Annotated in this window: 20 protein-coding genes; all 20 read left to right on the forward strand. The window is 36.9% G+C overall.

The annotated features are described in order from the left end of the window. Positions 1-5 precede the first annotated feature (5 nt). The 20 genes from PUH65_RS06020 to PUH65_RS06115 all read left to right on the forward strand — a co-directional run bounded on the left by PUH65_RS06020 (position 6) and on the right by PUH65_RS06115 (position 20,558). Positions 6-1,229, forward strand: coding sequence for an NADH-quinone oxidoreductase subunit D (locus tag PUH65_RS06020; RefSeq protein ID WP_305518929.1), 1,224 nt, complete (start codon positions 6-8; stop codon positions 1,227-1,229). Positions 1,230-1,298: 69 nt separating this feature from the next. After that, a complete protein-coding gene (gene nuoE, locus PUH65_RS06025; RefSeq protein WP_305518930.1) occupies positions 1,299-1,808 on the forward strand; it encodes an NAD(P)H-dependent oxidoreductase subunit E in 510 nt (169 codons plus the stop codon). A 12-nt stretch (positions 1,809-1,820) separates the two neighbouring features. Further along, the gene (gene nuoF, locus PUH65_RS06030) at positions 1,821-3,176 is read left to right on the forward strand and encodes an NADH-quinone oxidoreductase subunit NuoF (RefSeq protein WP_305518931.1); all 1,356 of its coding nucleotides are present in this window, start codon (positions 1,821-1,823) and stop codon (positions 3,174-3,176) included. A gap of 47 nt (positions 3,177-3,223) precedes the next feature. After that, complete coding sequence (locus PUH65_RS06035; RefSeq protein WP_305518932.1) at positions 3,224-4,051, forward strand: hypothetical protein; 828 nt, start codon at positions 3,224-3,226, stop codon at positions 4,049-4,051. Positions 4,052-4,077: 26 nt separating this feature from the next. Further along, on the forward strand, positions 4,078-5,076 hold the full coding sequence (locus PUH65_RS06040; RefSeq protein ID WP_305518933.1) for a 2Fe-2S iron-sulfur cluster-binding protein: 999 nt from the start codon (positions 4,078-4,080) through the stop codon (positions 5,074-5,076). A 2-nt stretch (positions 5,077-5,078) separates the two neighbouring features. After that, complete coding sequence (nuoH, locus tag PUH65_RS06045) at positions 5,079-6,143, forward strand: NADH-quinone oxidoreductase subunit NuoH (RefSeq protein WP_305518934.1); 1,065 nt, start codon at positions 5,079-5,081, stop codon at positions 6,141-6,143. 50 nt (positions 6,144-6,193) lie between these two features. Continuing rightward, positions 6,194-6,742: an NADH-quinone oxidoreductase subunit I gene (locus tag PUH65_RS06050; RefSeq protein WP_305518935.1), complete on the forward strand. Its 549-nt coding sequence runs from the start codon at positions 6,194-6,196 to the stop codon at positions 6,740-6,742. Between the two features lies 1 nt (position 6,743). Next, entirely contained in the window at positions 6,744-7,238 is a 495-nt protein-coding gene (locus PUH65_RS06055) for an NADH-quinone oxidoreductase subunit J (protein WP_305518936.1), read from the forward strand. Between the two features lie 4 nt (positions 7,239-7,242). Continuing rightward, positions 7,243-7,572: an NADH-quinone oxidoreductase subunit NuoK gene (gene nuoK, locus PUH65_RS06060; protein ID WP_034720124.1), complete on the forward strand. Its 330-nt coding sequence runs from the start codon at positions 7,243-7,245 to the stop codon at positions 7,570-7,572. Positions 7,573-7,578: 6 nt separating this feature from the next. Then, positions 7,579-9,474 (forward strand): NADH-quinone oxidoreductase subunit L, encoded by a 1,896-nt coding sequence (nuoL, locus tag PUH65_RS06065; RefSeq protein WP_305518937.1) that lies wholly within the window; start codon positions 7,579-7,581, stop codon positions 9,472-9,474. A 3-nt stretch (positions 9,475-9,477) separates the two neighbouring features. After that, positions 9,478-10,971, forward strand: coding sequence for a NuoM family protein (locus PUH65_RS06070; protein ID WP_305518938.1), 1,494 nt, complete (start codon positions 9,478-9,480; stop codon positions 10,969-10,971). Positions 10,972-11,056: 85 nt separating this feature from the next. Further along, complete coding sequence (locus tag PUH65_RS06075) at positions 11,057-12,436, forward strand: NADH-quinone oxidoreductase subunit N (protein ID WP_305518939.1); 1,380 nt, start codon at positions 11,057-11,059, stop codon at positions 12,434-12,436. Between the two features lie 131 nt (positions 12,437-12,567). Further along, positions 12,568-13,164, forward strand: a complete 597-nt coding sequence (locus PUH65_RS06080; RefSeq protein WP_305518940.1) for a TetR/AcrR family transcriptional regulator — start codon at positions 12,568-12,570, stop codon at positions 13,162-13,164. A gap of 120 nt (positions 13,165-13,284) precedes the next feature. Then, positions 13,285-14,532, forward strand: coding sequence for a TolC family protein (locus PUH65_RS06085; RefSeq protein WP_305518942.1), 1,248 nt, complete (start codon positions 13,285-13,287; stop codon positions 14,530-14,532). A 66-nt stretch (positions 14,533-14,598) separates the two neighbouring features. Beyond that, the gene (locus PUH65_RS06090) at positions 14,599-15,570 is read left to right on the forward strand and encodes an HlyD family secretion protein (protein ID WP_305518946.1); all 972 of its coding nucleotides are present in this window, start codon (positions 14,599-14,601) and stop codon (positions 15,568-15,570) included. 229 nt (positions 15,571-15,799) lie between these two features. Beyond that, on the forward strand, positions 15,800-16,723 hold the full coding sequence (locus PUH65_RS06095; protein ID WP_305518950.1) for an ABC transporter ATP-binding protein: 924 nt from the start codon (positions 15,800-15,802) through the stop codon (positions 16,721-16,723). A 1-nt stretch (position 16,724) separates the two neighbouring features. Beyond that, positions 16,725-17,480 carry an ABC transporter ATP-binding protein gene (locus PUH65_RS06100; RefSeq protein ID WP_370692020.1) on the forward strand — a complete coding sequence of 252 codons (756 nt, stop codon included), beginning with the start codon at positions 16,725-16,727 and terminating at the stop codon, positions 17,478-17,480. Positions 17,481-17,537: 57 nt separating this feature from the next. Continuing rightward, positions 17,538-17,900, forward strand: a complete 363-nt coding sequence (locus PUH65_RS06105) for a four helix bundle protein (protein ID WP_305518952.1) — start codon at positions 17,538-17,540, stop codon at positions 17,898-17,900. A gap of 29 nt (positions 17,901-17,929) precedes the next feature. Further along, positions 17,930-19,030 carry an ABC transporter permease gene (locus tag PUH65_RS06110; RefSeq protein ID WP_305518954.1) on the forward strand — a complete coding sequence of 367 codons (1,101 nt, stop codon included), beginning with the start codon at positions 17,930-17,932 and terminating at the stop codon, positions 19,028-19,030. Positions 19,031-19,433: 403 nt separating this feature from the next. Next, on the forward strand, positions 19,434-20,558 hold the full coding sequence (locus PUH65_RS06115) for an ABC transporter permease (RefSeq protein ID WP_305518955.1): 1,125 nt from the start codon (positions 19,434-19,436) through the stop codon (positions 20,556-20,558). The last annotated feature ends 30 nt before the right edge of the window (positions 20,559-20,588 follow it).

Consider the following 20,588-nt stretch of genomic DNA (forward strand, 5'->3'; position numbering starts at 1 on the left):
AAATTATGAAAGACAACGCACTCTCAAATATACTGAACCAACACGATTCTAAGGAACAAATTGACGGTCAATTATACACCTTAAATCTTGGTCCAACTCACCCGGCGACCCACGGAATTTTCCAGAACGTCCTTACGATGGATGGGGAAAGAATTCTTCATGCCGAACAGACCATAGGATACATTCACCGTGCTTTTGAAAAAATTTCTGAAAGAAGAAACTTTACTCAGATTACGACTTTAACGGATCGAATGAATTACTGTTCCTCTCCTATTAATAATATCGGATGGCATTTAACTGTTGAGAAACTCTTAGGTTGCGAAATTCCAAAACGTGTAGATTATATGCGAGTGATTATGATGGAGTTGGCAAGAATTGCAGATCACTTGATTTGTAACGGAGTTATTGCAATGGATGCTGGAGCGATTACAGGATTAACCTATCTTTTCCAAGAGAGAGAGAGAATCTACGAAATGTACGAAGAAGTATGCGGAGCAAGATTGACCACCAATATGGGAAGAATCGGAGGTTTCGAAAGAGACTTTAGTCCAAAATTTCATGAATTAATGGACACTTGGTTGAAAAAATTCCCAGCAGTTTGGAAAGACTTCTGTAATTTGAATGAAAGAAACAGAATCTTTATGGATCGAACAATTAACGCCGGACCTATTTCTGCGGAAAGAGCTTTAAGTTACGGATTTACTGGTCCTAACTTACGTGCAACAGGAGTAGACTATGATGTACGTGTTGCCAGTCCATATTGCTCTTATGAAGATTTCGATTTTATTATTCCAGTAGGAACTTCGGGAGACACTTATGACCGATTTATGGTTCGTCAACAGGAAGTTTGGGAAAGTTTTAAAATTATCCAGCAAGCATATAAAAATTTACCAGAAGGACCTTTCCATGCTGATCTTCCAGAATTTTATCTTCCGGAAAAAGCAGATGTTTATAACAATATGGAAGCTTTAATTTATCACTTTAAAATTGTAATGGCAGAAACTGAAGTTCCGAAAGGGGAAGTTTACAATGCTGTTGAAGGTGGGAATGGTGAATTAGGATTTTACTTGGTAAGCGATGGCGGAAGAACGCCTTATCGATTACACTTTAGAAGACCGTGCTTTATTTACTATCAGGCATATCCTGAGATGATTCAAGGGAGTTTGATTTCCGATGCAATTGTTACGTTATGCAGTATGAACGTAATAGCAGGTGAACTCGATGCCTAGTTAAATGTATAGAATATAAATTAGAGAGTACATTTTCATCATGCATTGTACATTTAAGAAAAAAATAAAATGAGCGAAACGATTGCTTTTAAACCTGAAACACTAACTCAGGTTCATAAAATTACCGCAAGATATCCGGCTGAAAGAAAAAAATCAGCACTGATTCCAGTGCTTCATTTGGCACAAAAAGAATTTGGTGGATGGTTGCAAGTCCCAGTAATGGATTATGTTGCAGAACTTCTGGAAATTACACCTATTGAGGTTTATGAAGTAGCGACATTCTACAGCATGTTCAATATGAAACCTGTTGGGAAATACGTTTTAGAAGTTTGCCAAACTGGACCTTGCATGCTCAAAGGCAGCGATGAAATTATTCAATATATTAAGGAAAAATTGAATATCAATGCTGGTGAAACTTCTGCCGATGGTTTATTTACTTTAAAAACAGTAGAATGCCTTGGCGCTTGCGGATACGCTCCCATGATGCAACTTGGGAAATTTTATCATGAACATTTAACAAAAGAAAAAGTAGACGAAATCCTGGAACTTTGCAGACAGGGAACGCTTGCTTTGGATTAATTTATAAAAATAATGAGTAAAAAACTTTTACTTAAAGACGCGCATGTAGAAGGAATTCGCACGTTCGAAGTGTACCGAAAACAAGGTGGCTACGAGGCTGTGGAAAAAGCCTTTAAAATGACTCCCGACGAAATCACCGAAGAAGTAAAAACTTCTGGCCTAAGAGGTCGTGGTGGTGCAGGATTTCCAACTGGAATGAAATGGAGTTTCTTGGCAAAACCAGAAGGTGTACCAAGATATTTGGTGGTGAATGCAGATGAATCCGAACCAGGTACTTTCAAGGACCGTTATTTGATGGAACATATTCCCCATCTGTTAATCGAAGGAATGATCATTTCTGCTTTCGCTTTGGGTGCTCACACAGGATATATTTATATTCGTGGCGAGTTTGCCTGGATTCCGGATATTCTGGAACAAGCCATTGAAGAAGCAAAAGCCGCTGGATTTTTAGGAAAAAATGTTTTAGGAACTGGTTTCGATTTAGAAATCTATGTTCATCGTGGTGCTGGTGCTTATATCTGTGGTGAAGAAACTGCCCTTCTAGAATCACTGGAAGGCAAAAGAGGAAACCCGCGTTTAAAACCACCCTTCCCTGCTGTTAAAGGACTTTGGGAATCTCCAACCGTTGTAAATAATGTGGAAACTATTGCAGCAGTTGTTCCAATTATTAATATTACTGGAGCAGAATATGCGAAAATTGGTGTTGGTCGTTCTACAGGTACTAAATTAATTTCTGCGTGTGGCAACATTAACAAACCGGGAGTTTACGAAATAGACATGACTATTACTGTAGAAGAATTCATTTATTCTGATGAATATTGTGGCGGTATTCCTAATGGTAAAAGATTAAAAGCCTGTATTCCAGGTGGAAGTTCTGTACCAATTGTTCCAGCAAATTTATTGCTGAAAACGATTAATGGTGAACCTCGTTACATGAATTACGAATCCCTTTCTGATGGTGGTTTTGCAACTGGAACAATGATGGGTTCAGGTGGATTCATCGTTTTAGATGAAGACCAGTCTGTAGTTAAACACACCATGACTTTAGCCCATTTCTACGCGCACGAAAGTTGTGGACAATGTACACCGTGTCGTGAAGGAACGCCTTGGCTTTATAAGATTTTGAAAAAAATTCACAGCGGACAAGGAACATTAAACGATATCGATTTATTGTGGGACGTTCAAAGAAAAATTGAAGGAAATACAATTTGTCCTTTGGGTGATGCTGCTGCTTGGCCAGTAGCCGCAGCGATTCGTCATTTCCGTGATGAGTTTGAGTGGTACATCGACAATCCTGAAAGTCAAACAAGAAATTATGGTTTAGCACATTATGCTGATCCAATTCCTGTGCCTGCAAAAGCAGAATAAGAAGAAGTTTTATTTAGAAGATATAAAGAGTGTACGCTCTTTGAGACATGAAGAAAGTAATAGTTTTAGCAGCGTTGTTTTTAGGATTTGGTTTTGGCTTTGGTCAAGATGTAAAACCAAAAAAAGAACCTTTAACCCAGAAAGGACAAATGCTTATTTTTTGGGGTTGGAATCGAGCAGCATTTACCAATTCCGACATTCACTTTAAAGGAAATGGTTATGATTTTACACTGAAAAATGTGGTCGCACATGATCGGCCGTCAGATTTTTCTTATCATAATTATTTTCAGTTAGATCGAGTAACGATACCCCAAACCAACCAAAGATTTGCGTATTTCATTAAAGATAATGTTGCATTTGTATTAGGAATTGACCACATGAAATATGTTATGGATCAAGACCAAACAGTAAAATTCTCAGGAAACATAAGCGATCCGGCTTATGCTGCAATGGTACAAAACGGACAGGTTGATTTAACGAATGGAGAATTTTTAACATTTGAACATACCGATGGGTTAAATTATATTAACTTCGGTTTAGAAAAATATAAGAATATTTATAACAAAGAAAAATTTGATATTGTTTGGAGTTACGGTGCCGGTTTAGGCCCAATGTTTCCTAAAAGTAATGTGAAATTATTCGGTAACGAAAGAAGCGACCGATTCCATGTAGCGGGTTTTGGTTTGGACGGTAGAACCAGTTTAAATTTTGTATTCTGGAAACATGTTGTAGCAAGAGTCGAAGCAAAAGCAGGCTATATCAATATGTGGGACATAAAAACCACCTTAAATAACAAACCCGATAAAGCGTCACAGGATTTCGTGTTCGGACAAGTTAATTTCGGAATTGGATATACCTTTAACACGAAAAAATAATTAATTCACTTTTGAATTCATCTATAATGAGCGAAGAAATTAAAAAATTTAAGATAACCATCGACGGACAAACAACCGAAGTTTTGCCTGGTACTTCTATTTTAGAAGCAGCAAGACAAATTGGTGGTAAATCTGTTCCGCCCGCAATGTGTTATTACAAACCATTGGAATCAAGTGGTGGACGATGCCGAACTTGTTTGGTAGAAGTCTCCAAAGGGTCTGATGCCGATACACGACCAATGCCAAAATTGGTAGCAAGTTGTAGAACTAGCGTAATGGACGGAATGGAAGTAAAAAATCTTACTTCTGAAAAAACACAGGAAGCAAGACATGCTGTAACCGAATTTCTATTGATCAATCACCCACTCGATTGCCCAATTTGTGATCAGGCAGGAGAATGTCATTTGCAGGATTTAAGTTACGAACATGGTTTAGAAAGAACCCGAACTGAATTCGAGCGAAGAACTTTCGAGCCAGAAGATATTGGTCCCAATATTAAATTGAATATGAACCGTTGTATCTTGTGTGCAAGATGCGTTTTGGTGGCAAATCAATTAACAGAGAACAGAGAACATGGGATTTTGTTCCGTGGCGAACATGCAGAAATTTCGACCAATCTAAATAAAGCCTTAGAAAGTGATTTCATCGGAAACGTAATCGATGTTTGCCCAGTTGGTGCTTTAACAGACAGAACTGCGAGATTTGCAAGCAGAGTTTGGTTTACAAAACCGTTGAACGGAACTTGCGAATGTTCAAAATGTGCAGGTAAAGCAGTCGTTTGGATGAAAGGTGAAGAAGTCATCAGAGTAACTGCAAGAAAAGATCAATACGATGAAGTTCAGGATTGGATCTGTGATGATTGTAGATTCCATAAAAAAGATTTGAAATTTTGGACCATAGAAGGTCCACGTCATATTGATCGCCATTCGGTGATTTCACTGAACCATTACGAAAAACCTAAAAATATGATTAGTCTTTTGGATAATCCAGATGCAAAAGAACTAAGCGATAAAGACGAGAAATAATTATGGAGTTAATTACTTTTAAAATAATATTAGTTGTTGCACTTTTCGTAGTATCATTGGGTGTTGCCGCCTATTCAACATGGGGCGAAAGAAAAGTGGCTGCGATTCTTCAAGATAGAATTGGTCCTAACAGAGCCGGTCCTTTTGGGATTTTGCAACCTTTAGCAGATGGTGGAAAACTATTTTTCAAAGAAGGATTTGTACCACAAGGAGCAGATCGTTTTCTCTTCTACATCGGGCCCGCAATAACCATGTTCATTTCACTTATTACAGGAGCAGTTATTCCTTGGGGGAAAAGTTTGAACATCGGTGGAAATTCTTTTGACATACAAGTTGCTAATATTGATGTTGGCGTTTTGTATTTGATCGCAATGGTTTCTATCGGAGTTTACGGAATGATGATTGGTGGTTGGGCTTCTAACAATAAGTATTCATTGATCGGAGCAATTCGTGCTTCATCACAAATGATTTCTTATGAATTGGCTATGGGCCTTTCCCTTCTTTCTATTATTTTAATGGCGGGGAGTTTAGATTTACATTACATCACCTCTTCACAAGGAGTAGGAAAAATCTGGGGTTTCATTCCTGCAGATGGTATGAACTGGAATATCTTTTACCAACCTTTAGCATTTATTATTTTCTTCGTTGCAGCAATGGCAGAAACAGGTCGTGCACCTTTTGATTTACCTGAGTGTGAATCGGAATTGGTCAATGGTTTTATGACCGAATACTCTTCGATGAACTTCGGACAATATATGTTTGGTGAATATGTGAACATGTTTATTTCTAATGCTTTAATCGCTACTTTGTTTTTCGGTGGATTTAATTATCCTGGAATTAACTGGGTTTCGGAAAACTGGGGCGAAAATATTGCCGGTATTTTAAGTATTGTCGCCATTTTAGGAAAAACGGTGATCGGAATTTTAATCTTTATGTGGATTCGTTGGACGATCCCAAGATTTAGATATGACCAACTAATGCACTTAGGATGGAAGAAATTGATTCCCCTGGCATTGTTGAATTTAGTAGTTACGGCTGCCGTAATTGTTTTCTTCGCAAATAAATAAAAAAAGAAGTTTTAATGCAACACTGAAAAGTGCGGCTAAAACCCATCAATATGAAACTGACAAACAGATCAAAAGTAGTCTCGAATAAAGAGATGACTTTTATGGAAAAATTATACCTCCCAGAAATTTTCAAGGGAATGTCTATTACTTTAAAGCATGCGATAGCAGGTCCGAAAGGAAAAGTATGGTCTTACCCAGAGCAAATTAAACCAAGAGCCAAAGTTTGGCGTGGACTTCACGTCTTGAAGCGTGATGAAGAAGGTAGAGAAAGATGTACTGCTTGTGGACTTTGCGCAGTAACTTGTCCAGCAGAAGCAATCACGATGACAAGTGCTGAACGTACAAAAGACGAAAAAGATTTGTATCGTGAAGAAAAATATGCATCGGTTTATGAAATCAATATGCTGAGATGTATTTTCTGTGGTCTTTGTGAAGAGGCTTGTCCGAAATCAGCAATCTATTTAACCGACCGTTTGGTTGATGTAGAAACCAATCGTGGAAGTTTCATTTACGGAAAAGATAAATTGGTGGAAAAAATCAACGAAAGAATTGATATTACAGACCGCCAAAGTGAATTACAAAAAAAAGCAGTAAAATAGTATGGAACAAATCATATTTTTCTTCGTGGCATTTTTGGCTTTGGTAAGCGGGGCTTATTTTGTTTTTGCAAAAAATGCACTCTACTCTATTCTATCACTGATTGTGACTTTCTTTTCGATCGCTGCCTTATATATTTTGCTCAATGCGCAGTTCCTTGGGATTGTACAGATCATTGTGTATGCTGGTGCAATCATGGTATTGTTCCTTTATATTTTGATGATGTTGAATTTGAATAAAGAAGATGAAAGCAGAAAGAAAAATCTGCCAAAATTCATTGGAGTATTTACTTCAGGATTATTATTGGTAGGGATTTTAGGTGCTTTCAAAGGAATCAATCAAAAAACCTTTGGAACTGATGTCGATACGTCTGTTGGTTTAACCAAAAACCTTGGTAGATTATTGTTTAACGAATATGTTTTGCCATTTGAATTGGCTTCTATCCTTATTCTTGCGGGAATTGTTGGAGCAGTATTAATTGGTAAAAAAGATTTATAGAATTATGGGAGAAGTAAATTCATTTATACAAGTAGTTCCTTTAGAATATTTTATTATTCTAAGTTCTGTTTTGTTTTGCCTTGGTGTTTTGGGAGTTTTAATCCGCAAAAATGCCATCATTATTTTAGGATGTGTAGAGTTAATGCTGAATTCTGTAAACCTTTTACTCGCAGCATTTTCATCTTATAAAGGGGACGGAAATGGACAGATCCTGGTGTTCTTCATCATGGTTGTTGCCGCTGCAGAAGTTGCTGTAGGTTTAGCAATTATCGCAATGTTGTACAGAAATACCAAATCGGTAGACATTAGTATTTTTAATAAATTAAGAGGATAATAAAGGATGGAAAATTTAGTTTACGCGATTATACTTTTACCACTGGCTGGCTTTCTGATCAACGGATTATTCGGGAAAAAACTTCCGAAGTTATTCGTAGGCGGATTAGCAACAGCAGTAGTTTTTGCGTCGTTCTGTATCGCTTTAAGTTTATTTTTAAAGTTTAATGCAGATTCGCAAGCAGTGATTGTAAGAGCATTTGAATGGTTTAGAATTAATGGTGTTCAAGTGAATTTTGGTTTTCAAATCGACCAACTTTCATTAATGATGATCATGATTATTACCGGGATTGGTTCTTTAATTCACCTCTACTCTATTGGCTACATGAGCACTGATAAGGGTTTTCATAAATTCTTTTCTTACCTGAATTTATTCATCTTTATGATGTTACTTTTGGTAATGGGAAGCAATTATCTAATTCTTTTCATCGGATGGGAAGGTGTTGGACTATGCTCCTATTTACTTATTGGTTTCTGGTATGAAAACAGGAAATTTGATGCTGCTGCAAGAAAAGCCTTCATCATGAACCGCATTGGTGACTTGGGAATGATCATCGGAATATTAATGATTGCTTACCAAACCAATGCTGTAGATTACCTTTCGGTTGCACAGAATTCAGGTAAATTTGAATTAGATTCAACAATTATCATCTTCATCACGGCAAGTTTATTTATTGGAGCAGTAGGGAAATCTGCACAGATTCCTTTATTTACCTGGCTTCCGGATGCAATGGCTGGACCAACTCCAGTTTCGGCATTAATCCACGCAGCAACCATGGTAACTGCCGGAGTTTATTTAGTAGTTCGTTCTAACTTCTTATTCTCCCTGGCTCCAACTACAATGGATGCAATCCTTTTCATCGGATTATTAACTGCTTTAGTTGCCGCATTTATCGGACTTCGACAAAATGACATTAAAAAAGTATTAGCATATTCTACCGTTTCTCAATTGGGCTTTATGTTCGTAGCAGTTGGTACTGGTGCTTATACCGTAGCCATGTTCCACTTAATGACGCACGCATTTTTCAAAGCTTTGTTATTCTTAGGTTCAGGTTCTGTAATTCACGCAATGAGCGGAGAACAGGATATGAGAATGATGGGAGGTTTAAAGAAAAAAATTCCAATTACGCATATCACTTTCTTAATCGGAACACTGGCAATTTCAGGATTTCCTTTCCTTTCCGGAATGATTTCTAAAGACGAAATCTTAGCAAGTGCCTTTGGTAAAAACCCAATGGTTTGGGTGATTCTTTTTGCAGTTGCAGCAATGACGGCGATTTATATGTTCAGAGCGTATTACCTTACTTTCCACGGAGAGTTTAGAGGAACTGAAGAACAGAAAAAACACCTTCATGAAAGTCCTTTGAATATGACGTTGCCATTAATCGTTTTGGCTGTTTTATCAGTTGTTGGTGGTTTCATCAATCTACCACATTTCATTGGTCATGGTGAATTTGCGAACTTAGATAAATGGTTGAATAACCTTTATGTTTATGATTTAGAATTGGCAGAAGTTCCTTTTGCAACAGAAATGATTTTGCTTGGTTTAACGGTTTTAATGTTCTTCGTAGTGTGGTTCATTGTTAAAAACATTTACGTTAACAAGAAAAAAATGGCGCTACCAGACGAGCAATATACTGGCTGGCAAAGACTCTCAAATAGAAAGTTATTTATCGACGAATTATACAATGTCACTTTTATTAAAATGACAGAAGGATTAGGAGTTGGTGGTAATATGTTTGAAAAAAGCGTATTAACCAAATTCACAGACTTTATCGGTTGGGGAGCTGAAGATTCTGGTAGAGCAGCAAAAAAACTACAGAACGGAAATGTAGAGAATTACGTTCTCATCATGTCTCTGGCGATCGGAATTATTTTAATTGTTAACTTTATATTACAATAGTAAATGTCATACTTATTACTACTAGTACTACTATTACCTCTCGTAGGTTCAGGATTGGTGTTCGCGTGGAAAAATCCCGCCAGTAAATATCTTGCATTAGGAATTGCATTTGCACAAATGTTATTGACCTTTTATATGCTGTCAAATTTCGATTTCAAACCTACCGTTGATGGTGTTTTGCAATATGAAATTAATTATCCTTGGTCCAATTACATCAAGAGTAATCTGCATTTCGGGATCGATGGAATGAGCATGTTGATGTTGTTACTAACCAACATTTTAACACCAATCATTATTCTTTCTTCCTTTAATGAAAAACCAGCATACAGCAATTCGTTCTACGGATTAATTCTGTTAATGCAATTCGGATTGGTAGGAGTTTTCACTTCTTTAGATGGATTATTATTCTATATCTTCTGGGAAGTTACTTTAATTCCAATCTGGTTAATCGCTGGAATATGGGGTCAGGAAAACAAGAAAATTCAATTTACCACAAGGTTCTTTGTTTACACATTTGTAGGTTCTCTATTTATGTTGATCGGATTAATTTACGTTTACAACCACTCTGCATCATTTGCATTAACGGATTTATATAATGCAGATTTAACTTCAGGAGCGCAAATCGTAATTTTCTGGTTTATTTTCTTTGCTTTTGCAGTGAAGTTGCCGATTTTCCCTTTCCACTCTTGGCAACCAGATACCTATACCTATTCACCAACACAAGGGTCCATGCTGCTTTCAGGGATTATGTTGAAGATGGCCGTGTATGGTTTACTAAGATGGTTACTTCCGGTTGTACCAGAACCTATTCTAGGAATTTCAGGACAGATCGTATTAGTTCTTGCAATTATTGGCGTCGTTCATGGAGCATTAATTGCCATTATTCAGAATGACTCCAAACGACTCATCGCCTACTCTTCTTTATCTCACGTTGGATTAATGACTGCAGGGATTATGGCTTCAGCAATCTTAACAATGAAAGGAACATTAATGATTGAAGGTGGTGAAGGTGCTTTAGTTCAAGCATTCGCGCACGGTATTAACGTGGTAGGTTTGTTTTATTGTGCTGATATTCTTTACAAAAGATTCAAAACAAGAGACCTAAGACAAATGGGCGGTTTCGCAAAAGTTGCCCCAAAATTCGCCGTATTATTCCTAATCATTTTATTAGGATCAATTGCACTTCCTTTAACTAATGGTTTTGTTGGAGAGTTTATTTTGATAAAATCAATTTTCGATTACAGTATACTTGCTGCGGTAATTGGTGGAACGACTATGATCTTCTCTTCCGTCTACATGTTTAGATTTTATGGTAAAGCAATGTTTGGCCCTGGAGACGAGCAAGTTTTAGCCTCTGCAAAAGATGTGAACAATGTTGAGTTTTCAGTCTTGGCAAGTTTGGCAGTTTTTGTAATTCTGATGGGAGTTTTCCCACAGCCAATTTTAGATATGGTCAACAGTTCACTGAAGTTTATTTTCACTTCAATGATGAATTAATAAAAATAATAATTAAGAAATAAAGAGATCGAGACCACGAGTAAAATCTGAAATCTCAAATCTATCAATCTCAAATCTATACTAAATGAGCGTTTTAATAATTATATTCCTTACCGCAATTGTCGCATTATTTGCGGGGGTGTTTGAACAGGGGAAATTTTCCAGATATATCGGTATTCTGGGATTGATGATTGCTTTTTATGTCAGTTTCTTACCGGAACTTTCATTCTTCAATCAGTATCAACACATGTATGAATTTGGAGCCAACGCTGCCTTATTCACCAGAATCGCCATTGTAACAACTGTTCTAATATTCTTCATTGCTGGTTTTGCATTCAGTAATCACCGCAATCACCAATCAGAATTATATGCATTAATGCTATTTTCATTGGCTGGAGGTGTCATCTTATTTGGTTTCCAAAACCTGGTAACTTTATTTTTAGGAATTGAAATCCTTTCTATTCCATTATACGTTTTAGCAGGAAGCAACAAAACCGATTTGCGTTCTAACGAAGCCTCAATTAAGTATTTCTTGATGGGAGCATTCGCCACCGGATTTCTTTTATTCGGAGTTGCCTTAATCTACGGAAGCAGCGGAAGTTTTGATTTATATAAAATCCACGAATTCGCAGTGAATGATCCTAAGAATTTAATGTTCAATTTAGGAGCAGTTTTAATGTTGGTTGCCTTGGCATTTAAAGTTTCCTTAGCACCGTTCCACATGTGGAGTCCAGATGTTTATCAAGGTTCACCTTCCCTCATTACAGCATTTATGATGTCTGTTGTGAAGATTTCAGCCTTCTTCGCTTTCTTTAAATTAATGACGATTGGCTTCATCGGAATCACCGGAGAATGGATTAATATTATGGGTGTATTAATCATCATCACTTTATTCCTGGCAAATGTTATGGGTCTTGCTCAAAGCAACGCAAAACGAATGTTAGCCTACTCTTCCGTTTCTCATGTTGGATATTTATCCTTAATTTTTTACGGAATGAACAGTCTGTCAAGTTATAACCTAGCGTTCTATTTATTCGCTTATTCTCTTGCAACCGTTGGAGTAATGATGTGTTTGATCTGGGTAGAAAAACTGAAAAGAGAAACTTCTTACAACGCTTTCAAAGGATTAGCACACACGGAACCGATTTTGGCAGTAACAGCAACAGTTTCATTATTATCAATGGCTGGGATTCCTTTAACTGCAGGTTTCATGGGGAAATTTGCCATCTTCGCCCAGGCGATCGACAAATCACCCTTCTTAGTTTTAGTCGCTGTTTTAGGATCTGCAATTTCAATCGCTTATTACTTACGATTAATCATGGCGATGTTTTTCCCAAAAGAAAGCAGTTTCAAAACTTCAGAAAAAGTTTCGTTAACTTACAATATTGTAGCGGTCTTCATTATCTTCGCTTTAGTTGCGATGGGTGTTTTCCCTGATTTGTTTGCGAAACAGTTTGGTTTGTAATTACCATTTTTAAATAGACTAAAAACGCATTTCTTTGATTTGCGTTTTTTAAAAAATTAAATTTAATCATTTGATTAATTCATTTGTTTAAATCAAAAAATTAATCTTAATTTTACTTAAGAATTAAAAAAATGAATACCGAAGAACTTTCAACAGAAGATAAAATCCTGATCGCTGCCTCAAAAGTTTTCACTGAAAAAGGTTTTTCAGGCACGCGAACACGCGACATTGCGGAGGAAGCCGGAATTAATTTGGCGCTTCTCAATTACTATTTTCGAACCAAAGAAAAACTGTTTGAACAGGTGATGAAAGTAAAAATCGTTTTACTTTTCGGACAAATTATTCCAATTGTTACCAATGAGAAAACGTCTTTAGATGAAAAAATAGATTTAGCGAGTGTAAAATACTTTGAAATTCTATCAAAAAATCCAAATCTTCCAATTTTTGTTTTAAGTGAAATTCAGAAGAAAACCTCGGATGTGAAATCGATTCTTCCTTTTGAAAAAGTATTGAATAATTCCTATTTAATGAAACAGATTAAAGAAAGAAAACCCGACGTTAATCCTTTTCACTTTTTATTGAATTTTCTAAGCATGACCGTATTTCCCTTTTTAGGAAAACCCATTCTTCAATCATTTGATTTAATGAATGATGAAGAATTTCAAAAATTCGTAGAAGAAAGAAAAACGATGGTTCCAATGTGGATTAAGATGATGCTGAATAATTAACTTTTTAAAAACGACGATTGTCATGCTGAATGGAACAAAGTGAAATGAAGCATCTCTTCAAATAATAAAGATTCTTCATTCCGTTTCACTTCATTCAGAATGACAAAAACACATAAGAAAATGAAAATTTTAAAATATCTTTTCCTCCTCCTCTTCTTCTCCGGCAATGCTCAAACATTGAACTTAGAAGAATGTTACAATTTGGCCAAGCAAAATTACCCGCTCATTAAAAGACACGATTTAATTGCGAAGACCAAAGAATACAATTTACAAAATGCGGCGAAAGGTTGGCTTCCACAAATTCAAATTGTAGGACAGGCAACTTATCAAAATGATGTCATCCAGTTTCCAATTCAACTGCCTAATATGACCATCGAACCGGTGAGCAAAGATCAGTATAAAGTATATGCCGACGTTCAGCAAAACATTTACGATGGCGGAATGATTGCCAATCAAAAGAAAATGGCAACCATCAATTCTGAAATAGAACTTCAAAAAACAGAAGTTGAAACCAATCAGTTAGAAATGAGAATCAACCAAATTTATTTCGGAATTCTACAAACCGATGAACAACTTCAACAAACAGAATTAACCAAATCTGACTTATCAAGCGGATTGAAAAAAGCCGAAGCACAATTAGAAAACGGCGTTATCTTTCGAAGTAATGTTGATGTTTTGAAAGCACAAATCGTCAATCTCGAACAAAAACAAATGGAACTTCAATCGACTAAAAAAAGTTTCCTGCAAATGCTTTCTCTTTTCATTAATAAAAATATTGACGAAAATACTACATTAGAAAAACCTGAAAAAATTCTGATTCAAGATGAAAATAAACGTGCAGAACTGAAACTCTTTGACTTGCAAAAACAAGGTTTAGAACAGCAGAAAGCGAACATCAACTCGAAAAATCTTCCAAAAATCGGAGCCTTCTTTCAAGGTGGTTATGGAAAACCAGGTTTCAATATGTTAAAAAATGAATTCGATATTTTCTACATCGGCGGTTTGCGTTTAAATATTCCAATCTCTGGATTTTACACCAGGAAGAGTGACTTGGCTTTGGTCGAAACCCAACAGCAGGAAATCGACGTTCTTAAAGAAAACTTCCTTTTCAATCAGCAGTTTCAAACCATTCAGAACAACAGCGACCTCGATAAAATCCAGCAATTGATTAATAAAGACAATGAACTCATCGAATTGCGGGAAAGCATTAAGAAAGCCTCTTTAGCACAGTTGGAAAACGGTGTTATTACCACCAATGACTATCTGCGAGAAGTGAATGAACTCGACCGCGCAAAAAATCAAAAAATCATCCACGAGATACAGTATCTTTTAACACAATATAATTTGAAAGCACAACTTAATCAGTAGTTGATAGTTGATAGTTGATAGTTGATAGTTGAAAATTAAATACAGAACTCTTTTAAAAAACTTCTGATGAAAAAATATATTTTATTTGCAGCCCTACTTTCCCTCGCTGCCTGCAATAATTCAGATAATTCCTACGACGCATCGGGAACTTTCGAAGCCGATGAACTCATGGTCACTGCCAAAGCCAATGGGACGATTCTGCAACTTAATGTAGAAGAAGGTCAGCAATTGTCAATCAATGAAAAAGTAGGCGAAATAGATCCAAAGAATGTAGAACTTCAAAAGGAACAGGTGATCGCAAGCATGGATGCAATCGAGCAAAAAACGAATTCTGCTCTTCCGCAAATTCAGGTCTTGCAATCTCAGATATCCGGACAGTCTGCGAATGTTTCCGTTTTACAGGAACAACTTCAAAATGCAATTCGGGAAAGAAACAGAACTGCAAATTTAGTGGCCAAAGATGCCGCAACAAAAAAGCAACTCGATGATGCGAACGGACAAATAAAAGTGATTCAGAAACAGATTGCTGCGGCTCAAAGTCAGTTGAATATTTTACAGCAACAGATTTCCACCACCAAAGAAAATGTCTCGATTCAAAACCGCGCGATTTTAAGTGAAAGAAAACCAACCGAGAAAAAGGTGGCGCAAATCGATGAACAGTTAAAAAATAATACGATTGAAAGTCCGATCTCCGGAATGGTTTTAACGAAATACCTGAATCAAGGTGAGTTTGCGACGGTTGGAAAACCTATTTTTAAAATGGCAAATTTAGAAGTGATGACTTTAAAAACCTTCGTGACCGGAGATCAATTGCCACAGATAAAAATCGGACAACAGGTGAAAGTTCTCATCGATGCGGGTGAAACGAAAACCAAAGAACTTCCAGGAACAATTTACTGGATCAGTTCAAAAGCCGAGTTCACACCGAAAACCATTCAGACCAAAAACGAACGAGCCAATTTAGTATACGCTGTAAAAATCCATGTGAAAAATGATGGCTACCTCAAAATCGGAATGTACGGCGACGTGAAATTTTAAAATAAAAAAAACGAAAGAATTCAACCACAAAGTCACAAAAGATTAAGGGAAATTATTGGAAATAAAAGATCACAAAATGGAGAGATATAAACACTCAAACTTTTACGGTCTTTTGATTAACTAAAAAATTGCAGTTAACTTTTGTCTCTTTTGCGGTAAAAAATCCTTCAACTGTTAACTGTTAACCGTCAACTGTCAACTGTCAACTGTCAACTTTCAACTAAAAAAAATGAAACCAATCATCGTCAACAATCTCACTAAAACCTACGGCAAGAAAACTGAAAAAGTGCTTGCAGTGGATGACGTGAGTTTCGACGTGAATCCTGGAGAAATATTCGGATTAATTGGACCCGACGGTGCAGGGAAAACTTCCATCTTCAGAATGCTGACCACGGTACTTCTACCCGATTCTGGTTCTGCTTCAATTGAGGGTTTTGATATGGTGAAAGATTATAAAGAAATTCGGAAAATTTTGGGTTATATGCCGGGACGATTTTCACTCTATCAGGATTTAACGATTGAAGAAAATCTGGAATTTTTTGCGAGTGTTTTTAATACGACCATTGCAGAAAATTACAAATTGATCAAAAACATCTATATTCAAATTGAACCTTTTAAAGATCGAAGAGCCGGAAAATTATCAGGCGGAATGAAACAGAAACTGGCTTTATGCTGCGCCTTAATTCACAAGCCGAAAGTTTTATTTCTGGACGAACCCACAACTGGTGTTGATCCCGTTTCGAGAAAAGAATTCTGGGAAATGCTCCGGCGTTTAAAGTTACAGGGAATCACCATGGTCGTCGCCACACCTTATATGGATGAAGCGGCTTTGTGTGACCGAATCGCTTTAATGCAACACGGAAAAATTCTTTCAATCAATACTCCGGAAAAAATCAGCAATTCCTATCCTGATTTACTTTTCGAAGTAAAAGCCGGACGAACTGCAAATGTATTGCGTGCTTTGGAAAACTTCGACCAAAAGAAAAATGTCTATGCATACGGAGAATTTGTGCATTTAAGTGTGGAACAGTCTGATAATTTTAACATCGAAAGCATTACAGAATATTTGAAAAAAGAAGGATTTGAAAATATTGAAATTAATCCCATCAAAGCCAGTATAGAAGACAGTTTTATTCGCTTATTATCCAATTAACATGATGACTTCAGACAACCATAATATCGCTATAAAAGCAGAAAACATTACCAAAACTTTTGGTGATTTTACGGCGGTTGATCACATCAGTTTTGAAGTAACCAAAGGGGAAATCTTCGGTTTCCTGGGAGCGAATGGTGCCGGAAAAACTACAGCGATGCGGATGTTCAGCGGACTTTCCATTCCGACTTCCGGAACTGCGACGGTCGCGGGCTTTGATGTTTATAAAGAACCGGAGAAGATTAAAAAGAACATTGGTTATATGAGTCAGAAATTTTCTTTGTATGGAAATTTAACGGTGAAAGAAAACCTCAATTTCTTCGGCGGAATCTACCGAATACCGAGAAAAGACTTAAAAATAAAACGCGATGAACTCATCAAAGAACTGGGTTTAGAAAATGAAAAAAATAAACTGGTTTCTCAACTTCCTTTGGGCTGGAAACAGAAACTCGCTTTCTCAGTTGCTATTTTTCATGAGCCACAAATTGTATTTTTAGATGAACCCACGGGCGGCGTAGATCCTGTTACCCGACGTCAGTTCTGGAATATGATTTATGATGCTTCAGATCGTGGAATTACGATTTTCGTCACGACTCATTATATGGATGAAGCCGAATATTGCGATCGCGTTTCGATTATGGTTGACGGAAAAATTGCCGCCTTAGAAACTCCAGCACAATTGAAAAAACAATTCAATGCGCAAAATATGGACGACGTTTTTTATGAATTAGCACGCGGAGCGAAACGATCAGAATAGTTGACAGTTGATAGTGGAAAGTTGATAGCGAAAACCAAAACGATAAAATTTTAAAATATGGAAAATAATACGGCAGCCGAAAAATCAATAGCATTTTCAATTCGACTGATTAAAATTTACAAAATATTGACCCAAGATAGAAAAGAATATATTCTATCAAAACAATTATTGCGCAGCGGAACTGCTATTGGTGCGTTAATTAGAGAGGCAGAACACGGTCAATCCAAAGCAGATTTTCTAAACAAAATGAACATCGCTTTGAAAGAAGCAAATGAAACTGATTATTGGTTACTCCTCCTCTACAAAGGCGAATTCTTAAATGAAAAAGAATATCAATCAATTATAGAAGACTGCACAGAACTATTAAAAATGCTCATAAAAATAGTAAAAACAACTAAAGAAAATTTAGGCAGACAGTAACTGTCAACTTTCCACTATCAACTGAAGAAATGAAACAGTTAATCACTTTTGTTAAAAAAGAATTCTGGCACGTACTGCGTGACAAAAGAACTTTGTTGGTTCTTTTCGGAATGCCAGTTGTGCAGGTTCTGCTCTTTGGTTTTGCTTTAAGTACTGAAGTGAAAAACACTAAAATCGGTGTTTTAGATCAGGACAAATCCCAAAATTCCATCGAACTCATTTCGAAAATTAAGGCCAACCAATATTTTGATGTTGACAAAAATTTGAAATCGATCGACGAAGCAGAAGACGCTTTCAAAGGCGGAAAAATAAAAATGATTTTGGTAATTCCGGCGCAATTTTCCCAAGATATAAACAGTGGCAAAAAAGCGCAACTGCAACTCATCACCGATGGAACTGATATTAATTTGGCGAACCAAATCTATAATTTCATGTCGAATATTATAATAGATTTTTACGGTCAGAAAACACTGCAGCCCAAGTCCGGCGTACAACCGGAAATCCGCATGCTCTATAATCCGCAACTGAAAGGCGCACCCAATTTCGTTCCCGGCGTCATGGCTTTAATTCTTTTGATTATTTGTGTTTTGATGACCGCCATCGCCATCGTGCGCGAAAAGGAAATGGGCACCCTGGAAGTATTACTCGTATCGCCCATGAAACCGTACATTATTATTTTAGCCAAAGCAATTCCGTACTTTATTTTATCGATGATCATTTTGGTTTCAATCCTGATTTTGAGCGTCACCGTCCTCGATTTACCCATCAAAGGAAGTCTGCTTTTGCTTTTCGGAATCAGCATTATTTTCATTATCACCAATCTGCTTTTAGGAATTGTAATCTCAATCGTCACCGACAGTCAGCAAACCGCCATGCTTATTGCCTTGGTGGGAACTATGCTGCCAACAATTATGCTGAGTGGCTTTATGTTTCCCGTCGAAAATATGCCGCTTCCTTTACAAATGATTGGCAACGTAATCCCGGCAAAATGGTATTATGAAATCGTCAAAAACATCATGATCAAAGGAACCGGCCTGGAAGTCATCTGGAAACACGTGCTCGTCCTCATCGGAATGATGATGGTTTTATTCGTCATCGCCGTGAAAAAATTTAAAATAAGATTAGAATAGAAAAATGATAATAGACCGCTTCGCTGATAGATAAAAGATAATAGACAGGATTTGAAAATGTATAAAAATGAAAATAATTATTTGGGCAGACATTTCCGCCTGAGTCTACCCTGAGCCTGTCGAAGGGCTCCCGCTTTTTTTATTGGTGGCTTCGACAGGCTCAGCCATCAAAAATAAAAGGATTTCCGCTCAAATCACGAATGTGATTCGACGATTCAATTAAAAAATATAAATAAGAGAGTCAAGTCGGGCTGCAGGTTTTTTATAAATTGAAAAGTACAATAAAACGTAGGAAAGTTGCAAAAGCCTTTGCTAAGCGAAGCGCCGTTGTGCCCATAAAAAAAGGACTACAAAAAGTATAAAACCCTTTGCGGACTTTGCGTTTAAATAGATTTAAAATAAAATGTTTAGAACATTATTCATATTAATCAAAAAAGAATTCCTGCAGATATTCAGGAACAAATCCATATTGGCCATCATTTTCGTGATGCCGGTGATTCAGTTGGTGATTCTTCCTTTGGCCGCAAACTATGAAATAAAAGATATTAAAATCGCCGTCGTCGATCACGATAAATCAACCCAATCCCGCGAACTCATTCGGATAATTACGGCGTCGGGATATTTTAAAATTATGGATTACGGCGAGAATTACAACGACGCCTATCAGGAAGTTGAAAAAGACAAAATAGATTTAATCCTTGAGATCCCGAATAATTTCGAAAAAGATCTGGTGCGCGAAAACAATGAAAAAGTAGTAATCGCCATCAATGCTATCAATGGAACAAAAGCCGGACTTTCCGCCAGTTATCTTGGACAAATTCTGCAGAATTACAATCAGCAAATTCAGTTAGAAATGAATCCGGAACTGGAAACGGTGAAGAAAAATTCTGGCTTAGAAATCGTGCCGAAATTCTGGTTTAATGAAACCTATAATTACCGACTTTCATTGGTTCCCGGCATCCTGGCATTTCTGGTGACTTTAATCGGTGGCTATTTGACCGCATTGAATATCGTAGAAGAAAAAGAAATCGGAACCATCGAACAGATTAATGTGTCGCCAATTAAGAAAAGAGATTTCATTTTAGGAAAATTAATTCCGTTCTGGATCTTATCAATGGTTGCTTTTACCATCGGACTTTTGGTCACGATATTCGTTTACAAAATTCAAATGCAGGGAAGTTATCTCCTCCTCTATGCTTTCATTTCCGTTTACCTCATCGCGATTTTGGGCATGGGACTTTTGGCTTCAGTTTATAGTGATACGCAACAACAATCAATGTTTATGGTCTTCTTTTTTATGATGATTTTCATCCTAATGAGCGGACTTTTCACGCCGACAGAAAGCATGACCGACTGGGCAAAATATATCGCCTATTTAAATCCGGTCACTTATGGTGTCGATGGTGTACGTTTAATAATGTTGAAAGACAGTGGTTTTATGGATCTGCTTCCGCACTTTGGATTTATTATCGGACTGGCTATTGTGGTTATTTCGTGGTCTGTTTTGCGCTATCACAAAACAAGTTAGAAAGCAGAAGTTAGATGGTAGAGAAAGAGC

This window comes from Kaistella sp. SH40-3, from assembly GCF_030686865.1.
In the GTDB taxonomy this organism is placed as follows: Bacteria; Bacteroidota; Bacteroidia; order Flavobacteriales; family Weeksellaceae; genus Kaistella.